Raw genomic sequence first — 15,973 nt, 5'->3', positions numbered from 1 at the left:
TACTTTCTTTTGACTAGTGGCTAAAGTACCACGCGTGCGAGCAACCGCTGGCAAACAGGCGTTGCCCCGATACCAGGGCCCCGGCCTCCCTGGCCGATGAAGACAGTCGCTCCATCGGTTCCTCCTTCATCAAGGATCGCCGTACGTGCCGCTCCCCTTCGTCCCCGGCCACTCCATCTCCAGCTCCATGCCGATCGACTTCGCCAGTCCGTCCAGGTCGGGGAACAGCGTGGCGCTGGTGATGTTCATCCGGTACAGCGCCTTCATCGCTTCCTCGCGCATGCCGATCGGCAGCGCGATCTTCTTCAGCAGCGTGCCGCTGTCGGCGTAGTGGCGCAGGATTTCGTCGAGCGGCTTGTCGAGCATGCCGGGCACCACCAGCGTGCCCGATTGCGCCACCAGGCGGCGGTCCATCTCGGTCGGCTCGCCGGTCCAGATGATGGCGTTCGTATTCGGCAGGAACAGCCTGGCGAAGTTGCCGGACAGCCGCGGGTCGATGCCGTTGCGGTCCATCGCCGGCTGGCCGCGCGGGGCGGCGCTCCACAGGCGCGGCGTATCCAGCGCATACACCGCGGCGTTGCTGGTGGCGCGCTCCAGCGCGAAGAACGCGGCCACGAACGGCGACTTGGTGAAATCGAGCAATCGCGTGGGCGCGCCGTGGTGCTGCATCAGCGCCAGGCAGCGCAGCGTGTTGTCCAGCACGGCCGGATTGTCGAGGTAGTTGTGGGCTTTGCGGCGGAAGATGCGGATCGCCCGCTCCTCGCGCAGCCGCCAGCTGGACTGGTCGGGCACGTAGGCCTCGAGATAGCGCGACAGCGAAGTCAGCAGGGGCCAGCGCGCATCCTGCTGGCCGCGGAAGGCCCAGCCATCGAGCTGCGCGCCGAGCGCGACGAATTCATTCCAGGTGGCGACGGTGATTTCTTCCATGGCGGCTCGCGGGCAAGAGGACCGGGCGAGTGTAGCGCAGCTCCGGCCACGGGCGCGGACCGCGGCCGGTTACGCGCCGGCCGGTCCCGAGCCGTCGCGTGTGGTATTGCGCCCTCTGGTTCGTCTCGCGCAGGCGACGATCTTGCAAAAAAAGAATAGTTATCCGCAATTAATAAGTTGTCGAAGCTATAATTCCGGAGCGTTTCCGCCCACCCGAGATCATGCACCGCTTCGCTCCCGCGCTCGACGCGGCCGGCGGCATGGCGGGCCGCACGCGGCTGGCCTGGCGCCCGGCACGCCGCCATGCGGTGCTGGTCGGCACGCTGGCCGTGCTGGGCCTGCTGTCACTGAACCGCCCCACCGATTTCCTGCATTTCCAGTTCTGACCCGAGTTGCCACATGAGCGCCGACCCCAACCCTTATCGCCACTACCTCCGCTGGATTCTGGGCACGGCCGCCGGCGCCAGCGCCGCGGTGGCCGGCTTCGTGCTGCTGGTCGATCCCTACGGCCTGTATGCGCTGGCCGACATCCCGGGCTTCAACCGCGTGAAGCCGCCGGTGGAACGCTACCGCAACGAGATCCGCCTGGCCCGCGCCGAGCGCTTCCGGCCCGAGATCGTCATCGCCGGCAACTCGCGCATGGAAGTGGGCGTCGACCCGGACGGCCCGCACCTGGCCGACCGGAACGCGTTCAACCTGGCCCTGGCCGGCACCAGCACGACGCTGGCCGTCGACCAGCTTCGCTACCTGGCCCGGGGCGGCCGTCCGCCGCGCCACGTGATCGCCGGCATGGAGTTCGTCGATGCGCTGACCAACCAGCCCCTGCCGCCCGGGACGGTGGCGCCGGTACAGCCTGAGCCACCGTCCGGCTGGCGGGCGCACGCATGGCGCGCCGATACGCTGTATTCGTTCGCGTCGCTGAAGGATGCCCTGGTCACCGTGGCGATCCAGCGCCACCCCCAGGCCGCCATGGCCACGCTGCGCGGCCACAATCCGCTGCTGCAGTATCACCAGGCGGCCGCCACGGAAGGCTATGCCGCGCTGTTCAGCCAGCGGGCCGCCGAGAACACGCGCAAGCTGGCCGCCGCGGCTGCCGGCGGCCTGCATGTCCCGGCCGTGCGCGCCCAGGCCGCCGCGCTGATCGACACCGCGGCGGGCGCCAACCCCGAGGTCGCCATCGATCTCGTCATCTACCCTTACCATGCGCAGCTGATGGCACTGTTCGAGCAGGCCAACCTGTGGCCCCGCTTCGAGGCATGGAAGGCGATCCTCGTCGAAGAAGCCGAAGCCGGCCGGCGGCGCCATCCGGCCGCCCGCATCGCGGTGCATGACTTCTCCGGCTACGGCGCGATCCAGTGCGAGCCCGTCCCGGCACCCGGCAGCACGGCGCGCACGCGCTGGTATTGGGAAGCGGGCCACTTCAAGCCGGTCCTGGGCGACGTGATGGTGGCGCGCGTGCTGGGCCGGGTGGACCGGCGCGCGCCGGCGGAATTCGGCTTCCGGCTCGACCGGGGCACGCTGGACGCGAACCGCGACCGCATCGCAGCCGAGCGCGCTGGCTGCCTGGCCCGGCACGCCGCCCTGTTCGATGGCGTGGCGCGGGACGTGGAACGCGAACTGGGCCGTCGTACCGCCTCATCCGTGCAGGGGCGCCAAGCTGCGCTCGACACTGCACCGACGGTCGAATAACGCCCGAGAATCATCAAGCTGGCCTGACCAGTCGTTGCAAAAATGCCTCACTGGTCTGACAGAATCTCATGCGGCCCGACCAAATTCGCTGCCCACCGCGGCGCTCGCCATACGCGAATTGAGCGAAATGCGCGCATGTTGAGCGAAGTTGGCGCGTAAAAATCATAAGGTTATCGTTTTCCCGGCTTCCTATACGTTTTTGTTATTTGTCGAAGCAACCGCGCTCCGCAATGATGTATCCCGCACGCACCTCGCATGGTGCACGCAGCTGACGTACCAGCAGGCGCAGAGATCCGGAACAAAATCAGAACAGGAGACTTGGATGCACAGCAACAAAACCGCATTGAAACTGACAGCGATCGCCGCGGCCGTACTGGCGATGAGCCATGCCACGGCCAATGCACAGGCGCAGGAACCGGTAGCTGAAACACAAACCGTGGTCGTGACCGGCCTGCGCGCGTCGCTGGAAAGCGCGCTCAATGCCAAGCGCACGGAAAACAGCATCGTCGACGTGGTGAAGGCCGAGGACATCGGCAAGTTCCCGGACACCAACCTGGCCGAATCGCTGCAGCGCGTGCCCGGCGTGGCGATCGACCGCGACGCCGGCGAAGGCCGCAGCATCACCGTGCGTGGCCTGGGCCAGGACTTCACCCGCGTGCGCATTAACGGCATCGAGGCGCTGGCCACCACCGGCGGCAGCGACAACAGCGGCGGCACCAACCGCGGCCGCGGCTTCGACTTCAACGTGTTTGCTTCGGAACTGTTCTCGTCGCTGACGGTGCGCAAGAGTTCCGCCGCCGAAGTGGAAGAAGGTTCGCTGGGCGCCACCGTCGACCTGCAGACCATGCGACCGTTCGACCTGTCCAAGCGCGGCTTCAACGCCACCGCGATGCTGAAGGGCCGCTACAACGACCTGTCCGAGAAGTCCGACCCGCGCGGCGCGTTCATGATCTCGGACACCTTCAACAACAACACCATGGGCTACCTGGTCTCCGTGGCCTGGGGCAAGCGCAACCTGTACGAGGACGGCTTCTCCACCGGCCGCTGGGACAACGGCCCTTCGGTGGGCGGCTGGTGCGCGCCGATGGGCGTGGGCACGTCGACCTCGACCACCTGCGGCCCCACGACGCCCGGCTTCCCGGCCTCGCAGCGCCTGCCCGGCACGCCGGAAAACATCGCGGCCTACAATGCCGCCAGCGATCCGAACAACTACCACCCGCGCTTCCCCCGCTATGGCCGCATGGTCCACGAACAGGAACGCCTGGGCATCACCGGTTCGTTCGAATGGAAACCGCAGCGCGGCACGCGCCTGTCGCTGGACATGCTGTACGCCGACCTCGACGCCACCCGCGAGGAAAACTACATCGAGGGCTTCTCGTTCTCGCGCAACCTGAGCTCGGGCGGCAAGCCGCAGACCTCCGTGGTCGACGTGCAGTACGATGCGCTGGGCCGCATGACGTACGGCGTATTCAACGGCGTGGATATCCGCTCCGAGTCGCGCTACGACGAAATGCAGACCAAGTTCTTCCAGCCCACGCTGAACCTGTCGCACCAGATCAACGAGGACTGGCGCCTGACCGCCGCGCTGGGCCACGCCAAGTCGAAGTTCGAGAACCCGATCCAGACCACCGTCACGCTGGATGCGCCGAACGTCAACGGCTACACGGTCGACTTCCGCGAGAGCGGCCGCCTGCCGGTGATCACCTATCCGTTCGACGTCACCAAGGCCGGCGTGCTGGGCATCTACGGCGTGCCGGCCGGCGCCACGTCGGCCGCCAACGCGCTGCCGAGCGAGATCCGCATCCGCCCGGCGGGCACCGACAACACCAACGATGTGTTCAGCACCGACCTGGCGTGGCGCGCCACCGACACGTGGACCTTCAAGGGCGGCGTCAACCTGAAACGCTACAAGTTCAACACGTGGGAATCGCGCCGCGCCAACACGGCCGAAACGATCTACGGCCTGCCGGCCGGCACCGACGTGAACGGCCTGGCTTCTGTGCTGAGCGGGTTCGGCCCCGGCCAGGATCTGCCGGCGGGGAATGCCACCAGCTGGGTCATGCCGAACATCAAGGCCATCACCTCGCTGTACGATGCCTACTGCAACTGCCTGAAGACGGGACCGGCCGGCGGCCCGGGCGACTTCACGCTGACGTCGCTCTCCAACACGAGCGCGCGCGGCAACAACCGCGCCATCACCGAGCGCGATAACGGCGTGTACCTGCAGGGCGACTTCGATGCCGAACTGTGGGGCCTGCCGGTGCGGGGCAATGTCGGCGGCCGCTACGTGAAGACCAAGCTGACCGCCACCGGCTATGTCGCCACCGGCGGCGGCACCCCGGTCACGGTGGAGAACGAGTACAACGACTTCCTGCCGGCCTTCAACGTCACCGCCAACGTGACGCCGGACTTCCTGGTGCGCCTGGCCGCGGCCAAGGTGATGTCGCGTCCTCCATTGGGCAACCTGAACCCGGGCGGCACGGTCAGCACCGTGGGTGCGCTGGGCATCTCGTCGGGCAACCCGCTGCTGGAACCGTTCCGCGCCAAGACCTTCGACGCCTCGTTCGAGTACTACTTCCCGAACAAGGCCTTCGTCGGCGTGGGCCTGTTCCAGAAGAACATCGCCAGCTACGTGCAGGGCGTGCGCGAATCGATGCCGTACAACCAGACCGGCCTGCCGCTGTCGCTGCTGCCGTCGAACTTCACCGGCACCGAGATGTTCGACGTGACGAGCTTCCGCAACACCCCGGGCGGCAAGCTGCGCGGCGTGGAACTGAACTACCAGCAGCCGTTCACGTTCCTGCCGGCATGGGGCCGCAACTTCGGCCTGATCGCCAACTACACCAAGGTGTCGTCGAAGATCGACTACATCATCTCGGCCACCACCGCCAACAGCGGCACCGTGCGCAACGAGCTGGTGAACCTGTCGCCCAAGTCGTGGAACACCACGCTGTACTATGACGACGGCAAGTTCAGCGCCCGCCTGACCGGCGCCTACCGTTCCGCGTACCTGCAGACCGTGCCGGCGCAGAACAACAACGACGTGGCAGGCAAGAACGAAACCACCAACGTCGACCTGTCGCTGTCGTACAAGCTCAATGACAAGGTGGAGTTCACGTTCGAAGGCGTCAACCTCACCAACGAGTCGAGCGACCAGTACGTGGGCAGCGTGCGCAACAGCGTGAACGTGCTGAACGTGACGGGCCGCGAGTACCTGCTCGGCGTGCGCTACAAGTTCTGACCGGGCCGCCGATGGTTTCCCGACGCGATGCAATGAAGACGGCGGGCCTCGGCTCGCTGCTGCTGGGAGCCGGCGCGCCGGCCCCGGCGGCGGCGGCCGCTGCCTGCGCGCCCGCCATCCCCGCCTGGGGCACCGGCTTCGAAGGCCAGCGCAAGCCGGACCTGGGCAACGGCACCTTCCTCAATCCGATCGTGGCGGGCGACCGCCCCGATCCGTCGATCCTGAAGGACGGCGACGATTACTACATGACGTTTTCCACCTTCGACGCCTATCCCGGCCTGGTGATCTGGCATTCGAAGGACCTGGTCAACTGGCGGCCCGTGACGGCCACGCTGCACCGGAACATCGGTTCGGTGTGGGCGCCGGAACTGTGCAAGCACAAGGGCCGCTACTTCCTCTACATCCCGACCAAGAAGACCGCGGTGCCGGGCTCGAAAACCACCTCGTGGGTGATCTGGGCGAACCGGATCGAAGGGCCGTGGTCAGACCCCATCGACCTGGACCTGCCGCGCCACATCGACCCCGGCCACGCCGTGGGCGAAGACGGCTCGCGCTGGCTGTTCCTGTCCGGCGTGGACCGCGTGCGGCTGGCCGACGATGGCCTGTCGACGATCGGCAAGCCGGAAAAGGTCTACGAGCCGTGGCGCTATCCGGACGACTGGGAAGTGGAAGCCTTCTCGCCGGAAGGCCCGAAGGTGCTGCGCCATAACGGCTACTACTACCTGATCCTGGCCGTGGGCGGCACCTCGGGCCCGCCCACCGGCCACATGGTCATCGCCGCGCGCTCGAAGTCGATCGACGGGCCGTGGGAACACCATCCGCGCAACCCGCTGGTGCGCACCACGGACGTGGCCGAGAAATGGTGGTCGCGCGGCCATGCCACGCTGGTGCAGGGCCCGGCCGGCGACTGGTGGAGCGTCTACCACGGCTATGAGAACGGCTACTGGACGCTGGGCCGGCAATGCCTGCTGGCCCCCGTCACGTGGTCGGCCGACGGCTGGCCGGACTTCGGCGGCGGCGACCTGGCGCAGCCGATCAGGAAACCGGCAAAAGGCACTCCGGGAGCGCACGGCATGCCGCTGTCGGACGATTTTTCCACCGACAAGTACGGCATCCAGTGGAACTTCTTCAACCCGTCGCCGGACGAGTCGAAGCGGCTGATGCGCCGCAACGGCACGCTGCACCTGAAGGCGGCCGGCAAGATGCCGTCGGACTCGTCGCCGCTGGTTTTCGTGGTGCCCGACCAGGACTACGAAGTGGAGTGCGAGATCGAGGTGGATCCCGGCACCCGCTCCGGCCTGCTGCTGTTCTATGACCACAAGCTGTATTGCGGCATGGGCTTCGAGGAAAAGAACCTGGTGCTGCACCGCTACGGCACCGAGCACGGCCAGCCCGCCAATCCGTTCGGCAAGCGCGTGTTCCTGCGCATCCGCAACCGCCGGCACGTGGTCAGCATCCACCTGTCGGGCGACGGCAAGACGTGGACGCGGGGACCGCGCGGGTATGAAGTCTCCGGCTACCACCACAACGTGCGGGGCGGCTTCATGTCGCTGAAACCGGCGCTGTACGCGGCCGGCACCGGCGAGGCCCGATTCCGGAACTTCCGGTACCGCGCCTTCGGCTGACGCTTTCCGCTCTTCCCATGCTTCCCCCGCCGGCCATGACGGCCGAGCTCGTGTCAGGGTGCCTGACCCCCTGACACGAGCTCGGCAGTGTCGGGCTGCCTCGAAGAAGTTATCCCTTGCAAAGGGAAACCGCATTGCCGGTGCGGTGCATCTTGACTTTCCCGCACTCCCCCGCGACAAGACTGCTGAGCTCGTGTCAGGGTGTCAGGCACGCTGACACGGCCTCGGCAGTTAAATAGCGCGGACCCCGGCCTTACTTATTTCCACCGCCGGTAGCGAGCCGTGACTACAATGTTGGTACTTCCCTTCCCGCGCCCGTACCGTGGAGGTACCCATGTCCGCAGAACCGTTCACGCCGCTGACGCCGCTGGCACGCGATCTCGCGTACATGCTGGTCTACGCCGGCTGCGCGCCCGAACCGGGCCGCTTCACCAGCGACCTGCCGATCGGCGCTGATGTATGGCTGCACTACGCGGCCGAGCTGCGCTTCGCGGGCAGCGCGTCGCTGCTGCTGACCCCGCATAGCGACATCCACCCCGCCACGCTGCGCCAGGCGATCGCCGCCTGCCATGCCGGTGCCTCCGCGGACTGCGCGCCTCCCGTGATCGCCTCGAACGAATCCCACCTGCTGGCACGGCTCGACTTCTTCGCGCTGCTGCGCCTGCTGCCGCTGACGGCATGGTGGCGGCGCGGCATCACCCCGGCGGAACGCCTGGAAACGGCGGTGCTGCGCGACGACGGCACCGCGCAGGCGCTGGGCCGGCACGTGCTGGACCACCTGCAAACGGTGGACACCATCGGCCGCTTCAAGGACGTGGGACGGCTGGTGGTCGACGAGGTCGATGGCCCCGGCGGCGAACCGTCCGCCGATGGCGTGCGCGGCGCGCTGGTCCGCCTGGTCAACGTGGCGGCGCTGTACGTGGGCCTGGGCCTGCTCGGCGTCACGCGTGACAGCATCGGCGACGCGGCCCTGCAGGCGAACATCCTGGCGGCAAGCCGCGCCGTGCTGCGCGTGCTGGCAAGTTGCTGCGAAGATGCCCGCGCGGCACCGCCCGGTGCAAAGAAGAACGCGGGGACCACCGCGGTGTCCGATGCGCTGCCGGATGCCGTGCCGCCGCTGTGGCACATCGCCCGCAACCGCCCTGCCCGCCACGCGGTCACCCGGAGCCGCCTGACAGTGAAGGCCGATGCCGCCAGCCGCGTGTTCGATACCGGAGGGCGCGGCGTGCGCTGGGCCATCGTCGATTCCGGCATCGATGCCGGCCACCCCGCATTCGTCCGCACCGAGCCGCCCGATGGTGCGCGCCGGCCGGGCACGCGGCCGGCCGGCGGCGATCCCGCTACCGGTGATCCCGCCGGAAAGAATCCGGGCGGTGACGATCCGGCCGATGACAATCCCGCCAATGACGATCCGGCCAATGACGACCTCGCCAGCGACGATCGCGACCCGCGGCGATCGCGCATCGTGCGCACCCTCGACTTCACGCGCCTGGCCGACCTCACCGCCGGCACGCTGCCGAAAGCGGTCATGGCGCGCCTTGCCCGCCAGCCCGGCGGCGCGGCGCTGCTGGAACGGGCCGGCCGCATCGCCCGCTACCTGGCCGATGGCCGCATGCTGGACTGGTCGCTGCTCGAACCGCTGCTCGACGTGCCGCACGCGCCCGGCGATTACGAAGCGCCAGCCGACAGCCACGGCACCCATGTCGCCGGCATCCTCGGCGCCGGCTGGCATGGCCGCGCCTACCTGGAGCGGGGCCTGCCCCTGCCCGCCGAGCTGGCGGACAGCACCGACCTGCTGGGCATGTGCCCGGCGATCGAACTGCTCGACCTGCGCGTGTTCGACAGCGACGGCAACGCCGACGAATTCACCATCCTCGCGGCGCTGCAGTACGTGCGCTACCTGAACGGCAGCCGCGACCGTCAATATGTGCATGGCCTGAACATCAGCCTGTCGCTGCACCATTCGGTGCGCAGCTACGGCTGCGGCAGCACGCCGGTCTGCCTGGAGTGCAACCGGCTGGTCGGCAGCGGCGTGGTGGTGGTGGCGGCCGCGGGCAACTTCGGTTTCGACGAAGCCTACGCGCGCACCAGCCTGGGCGGCGCGTACCGCGGGCAGAGCCTCACGGACCCAGGCAATGCGCAAGCCGTGATCACCGTCGGCGCCACGCACCGGAGCGATCCGCACCACTTCGGCGTGTCGTACTTTTCCAGCCGCGGCCCGACCGGCGACGGCCGCGCCAAGCCGGACCTGGTCGCCCCCGGCGAGAAGATCACGTCCACGGTGCCGCACGGGAAGACGGCCACGATGGATGGCACCAGCATGGCCGCGCCCCACGTGTCCGGCGTGGCGGCGCTGCTGCTGGCCCGCCATCCCGAGCTGATGGGCCATCCGGACCGCGTGAAGGCAATCCTGCGCGACTCGGCCACCGACCTGGGGCGCGAGCCGGCGTTCCAGGGCCGCGGCCTGGTCGATGCCTTGCGCGCGCTGCAGGCGGTATGACATGGCCGCCCTGTTTTCCCTGGAAGCGCTGGATGCCGCCGAGGGCGATGCGCTGATCCTGCACTATGGCGACAGCGCGGCCCCGCGCCACCTGCTGATCGACGGCGGCCCGCGCGCCACCTGGCAACGCACGCTGCGCCCGCGCCTGGCGCAGATCGGCGAGCGGCTGGGCGAACTGCCGCTGGAACTGCGCCATATCCTCGTCACGCACCTGGACGGCGACCATATCGGCGGCGTGCTGGCGCTGGCCGAAAGCCTCGGCGCGGAAGACTGTCCGGCCCAGTGCGACCGGTTCTGGCTCAATACCTTCGATGCCTCGCTGCTGGAGCACCTGCCGGCACCGGCGCAGGCCGCCCTGGCGACGCTCGATGGCCATGCGCGCCCCGCCAGCCTGCAGGCGCTGGAGGCCAGCGTGCGCCAGGGCCAGGGATTGCTGGAACAGATCGCGCGCCTGCAGGCGGCCATCAACGGCGGCGCCGCATCGCTGGTCGCCGAGGGCGGCGCGACGATGCTGCCGCTCGACCTCGGCGTGCTGGACGTGCAGCTGGTCTGCCCGAACCTGGCGCACCTGCGCAAGCTGGCCATCGAGTGGGAACGCAAGACCGTGCAGGATGCCGCCGCCACGGCCGCCTATGTGGACAGGTCGGTGTTCAACCTGTCCAGCCTGGTGCTGGTCGTCACCGCGCGCGGACCGCGCGGCAGGCGCGCACGCATGCTGCTCACGGGCGATGCGCGCGGCGACCACATATTGGCGGGCCTGGAGGAAGCCGGTTTCCTGGATGAAAACGGCCACGTGTTCTTCGACCTGCTGAAGGTGCCGCACCACGGCAGCGACCGCAACCTGGCACCGGAATTCTTCCACCGCGTGCAGGCGCGCCATTACGTGATCTCGGCCGATGGCCGGCACGACAATCCGGCGTCGGAAACGCTGGTGTGGATCGCCGACGGCGCGCGCCGGCGCGGCTGGCGCGTGTGGCTGACCAACCGCAGCAACCCGCTGCGGCCGGCGCTGGCCGCCAACATCGCCGCCGCCGTGGCCGCCGCGCCGCAGCTGAAAGCACGCCTGCGCACGCGGAGCCGCGACCAGACGGGCGTCATGATCGACCTTCTGGCCGCGGTGGACTACTGAACGGCTGTCCCTCTTGGCCTGATGCCGCCTGGATAGGCCCACCCCAAGTGCAAATTCCGGGGTCAGGGAGGGGTGCTAGCATGCATGCCAGCACCGTTGCGCAGGCGCGAAGCATGCTTCGCGAAACCCCTGCTTCACCCCGCCGGTCTGACCCCAGCCTTCGGCGTTGGGGTGAATGCATGCGCTTCCAATGTGTCGGCTGACACTGCACGAAGCACCATTCCCTTCTTGCCCAGTCGCAGCCCTTCAGGGCTGTGCTGTGCCGTTCCTCTCCTTGCCCAGTCGCAGCCTTGCAAGGCTGCGCCGTTCGGAAGGCGCGGAGCGGTGCTCCGCGAAACCCCTTCCTCACCCACGCCCTGCGCGGGGCACGCTGCGCCGCTCCACGGCCTGTGCGTGGGCCTGGCTGGCGGCGGCGAAGCGCGCCAGCGCGTAGTCCAGCGAGGGCAGCAGCGCGCCGCGCCGCGTCTCCAGCACCGGCAGCGGTTGCGCGTCGTTGGCGGCGTCCTGCACCAGCATCGTACCCAGTCCCAGCAGCTGCGCGGCACGGGCCACCAGGTCCACGGCCGCTACGCCGCCGTGGTTGCTCAAGTGCCAGATACCCTGTTCGCCATCGACGGCGAGGTCCAGGCAAGCATCCACCAGGTCCGGCAGGTAGCTCGGCGCCAGTGCCAGGTCGGGCGGGATGGCCACCGGCTGCCCGTCGCGCAGCGATGCCAGCGCCTGGCCCAGCAGGCCGACGTCGCCGTCCGCGCTGAAGAACTGCCCACTGCGCACGATCAGCGAACGGGGATTGGCACCCTGCACGCGGCGCTCGGCTTCGGCCTGGCATTCGCCGAAGGCATCGAGCGGCACTGGAACGGCCGCCTCGTCGCGCCGGCCCTCGACCCCGGCCAGCACCGCCGTGCTGGAAAACATCTGGTATGGCAACCCGTGCCGCGCGGCCGCCAGGGCCAGCACGACGGCACCGGCGACGTGGGCACGGTACTGCTCATCCGTCTGGCCCACGTCGGCCATGCCCGGCGCCGGCGGGCGGCACCCCGCCGCGTTGACGATGGCCCACGGCCGGTGCTGGCGGATCATGCGCTCGACCGCCGCGGGATCGGTGGCATCCATCATGTCGCGGCCAGCCAGCACGCAGGGCAGGTTGCGCGCCTTGCAGCGCGCGGCAAATGCCCGCGCCAGCGCCCCGCTGGCCCCCGCCACCAGGATCGGCGGCATCACCGCCCTGGCCTGCTGGCGCTCGGTCAGCGATGCCGTCACGGCGGGCGCCGCCACGGGCTGGCACAGGAAGCGCCCCGGCCGGTGCCACCAGCCGCTGCCATGCAGCACCGGGTGATCCAGCCGGCGCCCGCTCGACAGCCGGCGCATCAGGTCGGCCACGGCGGTCGGCCGCGGTTCGGCGCCGCGCACGTCGAACGGGCCGGGTTCGTAGTAGCCATGGCAAGCCGTCACCAGGCAATTCCAGTCATAGGAACCCAGCAGCGCCCACACGGTGACGGCGCGGATATCGGCACCGGCATCGCGCTGTGCCTGCGCGGCCTGCCAGATTTCCCGCAGCCAGCGCAGCTGGTCTTCGCGGTGGGCGTCGATGTGCGCCTCGGTGATCGCCACCGGCAGTTTGTAGCGCTCCCAGACTTCTCCCAGCAGCGGGCCGATGCCGCGCGTGGGGTTGGCCAGCACGCGCGCGGTTTCCATGTCCGCATGGCGCAAGCCCTTGTACTCGTGCACGTGGCTGTCCGGGAAGCGTTCGACCCGGTGGTCGAGCCAGCGTTCGCTGGTGATGTAGTAATTGACGCCGATGATGTCCGGCGGGCACGGGTTGTCGCGGAACCACTGCAGCTCTTCCGGATCGGCGCCGGACTTCAGCATGAAGTCGTACAGCGCGTGCTCGGGACCGACCATGCCGCACAGCAGGTCCCACGACAGCCAGCGGCGTTCGTTGAAGAAGTCGACCAGTTCGGCCATTTCGGGCGTGCCATAGGTGCGCGACAGGTCGTCCGTCTGTACCAGCTTGGCATCGGGATTGACGGCGCGGATCGCCCGCATCGCCAGGATGGTGGCGCGGCACTGGTTCAGCAGCGCACGCACGAACGACTGTTCCGACCGCGCGTGGGGGTACCACACCCCGGACAGCGCGGAGAACCGGGCAGTCGTCAACGGCTCGTTGACCGGCGTGTAAAACGTCAGCCACGGATAACGCTGCGCGACGGCGCTGGCAAACTCGGCCAGCTTCTCGGCAAAGCACGGCGACACCAGGCTGGTGTGCATCGGCCCGCTGCCGTGGTGCACCAGCCCGGCAATCGGTTCCACGCCCAGGTCGCGCAGGCGCGGCAGCCGCGCATCCGACCACGACCAGTCCGCCTTGTCCACGCCGTCCGGCGCGGTGCGTTCCCACAGCACGGGATAGCGCACCGCGCGGATACCCAGCGAGGCGAAACGGTCGATGTCATCGAGCCGGTCGATGTGGCCGTTGCGTTCCATCTGGCTGAAGTACTGGTCCGACACGCGGTTGATCGTGCATTCGAGGCCGCCCCACAGTTCGAGCGCCGTGGAACCGGTGGCGGGGGATGCAGGACTGTTCGTGTCATGGCTCATGTTTTCTCTCCAGTGTTGATCCGCCCCTAGCTTAGAACTGCACGGTACAGGCTGGCGTGGGTGGAGAGAGAACAGGTTTGTCGGACAAAACCTCGTGCTGCGGCGCGGAAGAATCCTATAAACGCTTACAAGAAACTGTCATTTACACGGATCTTCCGCCATCTGGTTACCCCCGGGCCCGGCACTCGCCCCGAACCTGATCCAGAATCTACTGCCGAGTCCGTGTCAGGGGGTCAGGCACGCTGACACGAGCTGATCCGGGCTCTACTGCCGAGTTCGTTTCAGGGGGTCAGGCACGCTGACACGAACTCAGCTGCGCGGCAGCGCCATCAACGCATCGTCGAAAATCGCCACCGCCCGCGTCCACCCCGCCGACCCGCGCCGCACCTTGTGCGGGAAGCAGCTGATATAGAAACCATGCGCCGGCAGCTTCTCCAGCGCGTGCAGCTTCTCGAGGTGGCAGTAGCCGATGTCGCGCCCGGCCTTGTGGCCTTCCCAGATCAGCGCCTTGTTGCCCGTCTCGGCGATCTTCTTGGCCGTGAACGAGAACGGCGCATCCCAGCTCCACGCATCCGTGCCGGTCAGCCGCACGCCCCGCTCCAGCAGGTACATGGTGGCTTCGTAGCCCATGCCGCAGCCGGCGGAAACATAGTCGTTGTGGCCATAGCGGCTGCCCGCGCGGGTGTTCACGACGACGATGTCCAGCGGGCGCAGTTCGTGGCCGATGCGGTCCAGTTCCGCGGCCACGTCGGCTGCGGTGGCCACGTAGCCGTCGGGGAAATGGCGGAAGTCCAGCTTCACGCCGGGCTGGAAGCACCACTCCAGCGGTACTTCATCGATCGTGATCGAGGCCTTTTTCTCGCCGGTGGCGGCATCCATCGTGGAATGGAAGTGGTATGGCGCGTCGAGGTGGGTGCCGCTGTGGGTGGTCATCGTCACCCATTCGGCGGCGGCGGCTTCGCCGTCCGGGTAGTCGGCGGCGGTGGTGCCGGGGATCATCGCCATGAACTCGGGCAGCGTGTCCGTGTGTTTCTGGTACGTGATCTTCGGCGCCAGCGGCGGCGGGTCGGACAGTACTTCGTTCTCGAGGAAGATGGAAAGGTCGATGAAGCGGCGGGTCATTGCGGTCTCCGGCTTGGTGTCAGGTTATTGTCGCGTGAAGCGTACTGCCCGCCGGCGCCACCGCAAAATGGATTGTATCGATCACAGGTATCCACAAAACCGATGCCCGCGCCGCCATGGCGGCTGGCGGGATGTGGCATCATCCTCCGCATAATTTTCAAGAAGAATCAAAGGAGACACCATGCGCTTCAACCGCCTCGACCTGAACCTGCTGGTCGCGCTCGACGCACTGCTGAGCGAAAAAAGCATCACCCGCGCGGCTGGCCGCCTGAACCTGAGCCAGTCGGCCACCAGCGGCGTGCTGGCCCGGCTGCGCGACTACTTCAAGGACGAACTGCTGGTCCCCGTCGGCCGCACGCTGATCCTCACGCCGCTGGCGTCCAGCCTGTGCGACCCGGTGCGCAAGGTGCTGCTGCAGATCCAGGCGACCATCGACATCCGCCCCGAGTTCGATCCGCAGACGGCCAGCCGCGCCTTCCGCATCCTCGCCAGCGACTACATCTCGACGGTGCTGCTGGGCGACCTGGGCCAGCGCATCGCCAGCGCCGCGCCGAACATCACGCTCGACGTGCTGCCGACGACATCGAACCCGATCGACCTGCTGGAACGCGCCGAGGTGGACCTGATCGTCCTGCCCCGCAAGTTCATCGCCGAAACGCATCCGGTACACGTGCTGTTCGAGGAAACCTATACCTGCATCGCGTGGACCGGCAACACGGCGGTCGGCGATACGCTGACGCTGGACCAGTACATGGGCCTGGGCCACGTGTCTTCCCGCTTCGGCAACGCGGTGACCAGTTTCGAGGAGTGGTTCCTGAAGGTGAGCGGCTATGACCGGCGCATCGAAGTGACGACGACCAACTTCACCAGCATTCCCCACTTCGTGATCGGCACCAACCGCATCGCCACGATGCACACGCGCCTGGCCCGCACGCTGGCCCGCTATTACCCGATCCGCCTGCTGCCGCCGCCGCTGGAAATCCCCGCGCTGGAGATGTGCATGCAGTGGAACCACTTCCTGGACCGCGATCCTTCGCACATCTGGCTGCGTTCCGTGCTGGCCGATATCGCGCGGGTCGACCCGTTCGGCCAGCCTCCCCGGGAGCACGCGGCGCCCATGGCCGCGTACTCCTGATCCACCCGGC

General features: G+C 68.0%; 10 protein-coding genes. 7 read left to right on the top strand and 3 right to left on the bottom strand.

What is annotated here, in order from left to right; all coding sequences use genetic code 11:
- Positions 1-129: 129 nt before the first annotated feature.
- Entirely contained in the window at positions 130-927 is a 798-nt protein-coding gene (locus OU994_RS15570; RefSeq protein ID WP_281611519.1) for an FRG domain-containing protein, read from the bottom strand.
- A 221-nt stretch (positions 928-1,148) separates the two neighbouring features.
- Here OU994_RS15570 and OU994_RS15565 point away from each other — a divergent pair, with 221 nt between their 5' ends.
- The 6 genes from OU994_RS15565 (at position 1,149) to OU994_RS15540 (ending at position 11,111) form a co-directional block, all read left to right on the top strand.
- Positions 1,149-1,313: a hypothetical protein gene (locus OU994_RS15565; RefSeq protein ID WP_281611518.1), complete on the top strand. Its 165-nt coding sequence runs from the start codon at positions 1,149-1,151 to the stop codon at positions 1,311-1,313.
- A 13-nt stretch (positions 1,314-1,326) separates the two neighbouring features.
- A complete protein-coding gene (locus OU994_RS15560; protein WP_281611517.1) occupies positions 1,327-2,616 on the top strand; it encodes a hypothetical protein in 1,290 nt (429 codons plus the stop codon).
- A gap of 322 nt (positions 2,617-2,938) precedes the next feature.
- On the top strand, positions 2,939-5,857 hold the full coding sequence (locus OU994_RS15555) for a TonB-dependent receptor (RefSeq protein WP_281611516.1): 2,919 nt from the start codon (positions 2,939-2,941) through the stop codon (positions 5,855-5,857).
- A 32-nt stretch (positions 5,858-5,889) separates the two neighbouring features.
- Positions 5,890-7,482, top strand: a complete 1,593-nt coding sequence (locus tag OU994_RS15550; RefSeq protein WP_281611515.1) for a family 43 glycosylhydrolase — start codon at positions 5,890-5,892, stop codon at positions 7,480-7,482.
- A gap of 334 nt (positions 7,483-7,816) precedes the next feature.
- Positions 7,817-9,982 (top strand): S8 family serine peptidase, encoded by a 2,166-nt coding sequence (locus OU994_RS15545; RefSeq protein WP_281611514.1) that lies wholly within the window; start codon positions 7,817-7,819, stop codon positions 9,980-9,982.
- Position 9,983: 1 nt separating this feature from the next.
- On the top strand, positions 9,984-11,111 hold the full coding sequence (locus OU994_RS15540) for an MBL fold metallo-hydrolase (protein WP_281611513.1): 1,128 nt from the start codon (positions 9,984-9,986) through the stop codon (positions 11,109-11,111).
- Between the two features lie 345 nt (positions 11,112-11,456).
- Here OU994_RS15540 and OU994_RS15535 read toward each other — a convergent pair whose 3' ends face one another.
- On the bottom strand, positions 11,457-13,706 hold the full coding sequence (locus OU994_RS15535; protein WP_281611512.1) for a family 1 glycosylhydrolase: 2,250 nt from the start codon (positions 13,704-13,706) through the stop codon (positions 11,457-11,459).
- Between the two features lie 309 nt (positions 13,707-14,015).
- Positions 14,016-14,828, bottom strand: coding sequence for a cyclase family protein (locus tag OU994_RS15530; RefSeq protein ID WP_281611511.1), 813 nt, complete (start codon positions 14,826-14,828; stop codon positions 14,016-14,018).
- A gap of 181 nt (positions 14,829-15,009) precedes the next feature.
- Here OU994_RS15530 and OU994_RS15525 point away from each other — a divergent pair, with 181 nt between their 5' ends.
- A complete protein-coding gene (locus OU994_RS15525; RefSeq protein ID WP_281611510.1) occupies positions 15,010-15,963 on the top strand; it encodes a LysR family transcriptional regulator in 954 nt (317 codons plus the stop codon).
- Positions 15,964-15,973 lie beyond the last annotated feature (10 nt).

The organism is Pseudoduganella sp. SL102 (assembly GCF_027856995.1).
GTDB classification, from domain to species: domain Bacteria; phylum Pseudomonadota; class Gammaproteobacteria; order Burkholderiales; family Burkholderiaceae_D; genus Rugamonas; species Rugamonas albidiflava.
Note: the sequence above shows the minus strand (reverse complement) of the source record. Positions and strands in the feature narration are given on the sequence as shown.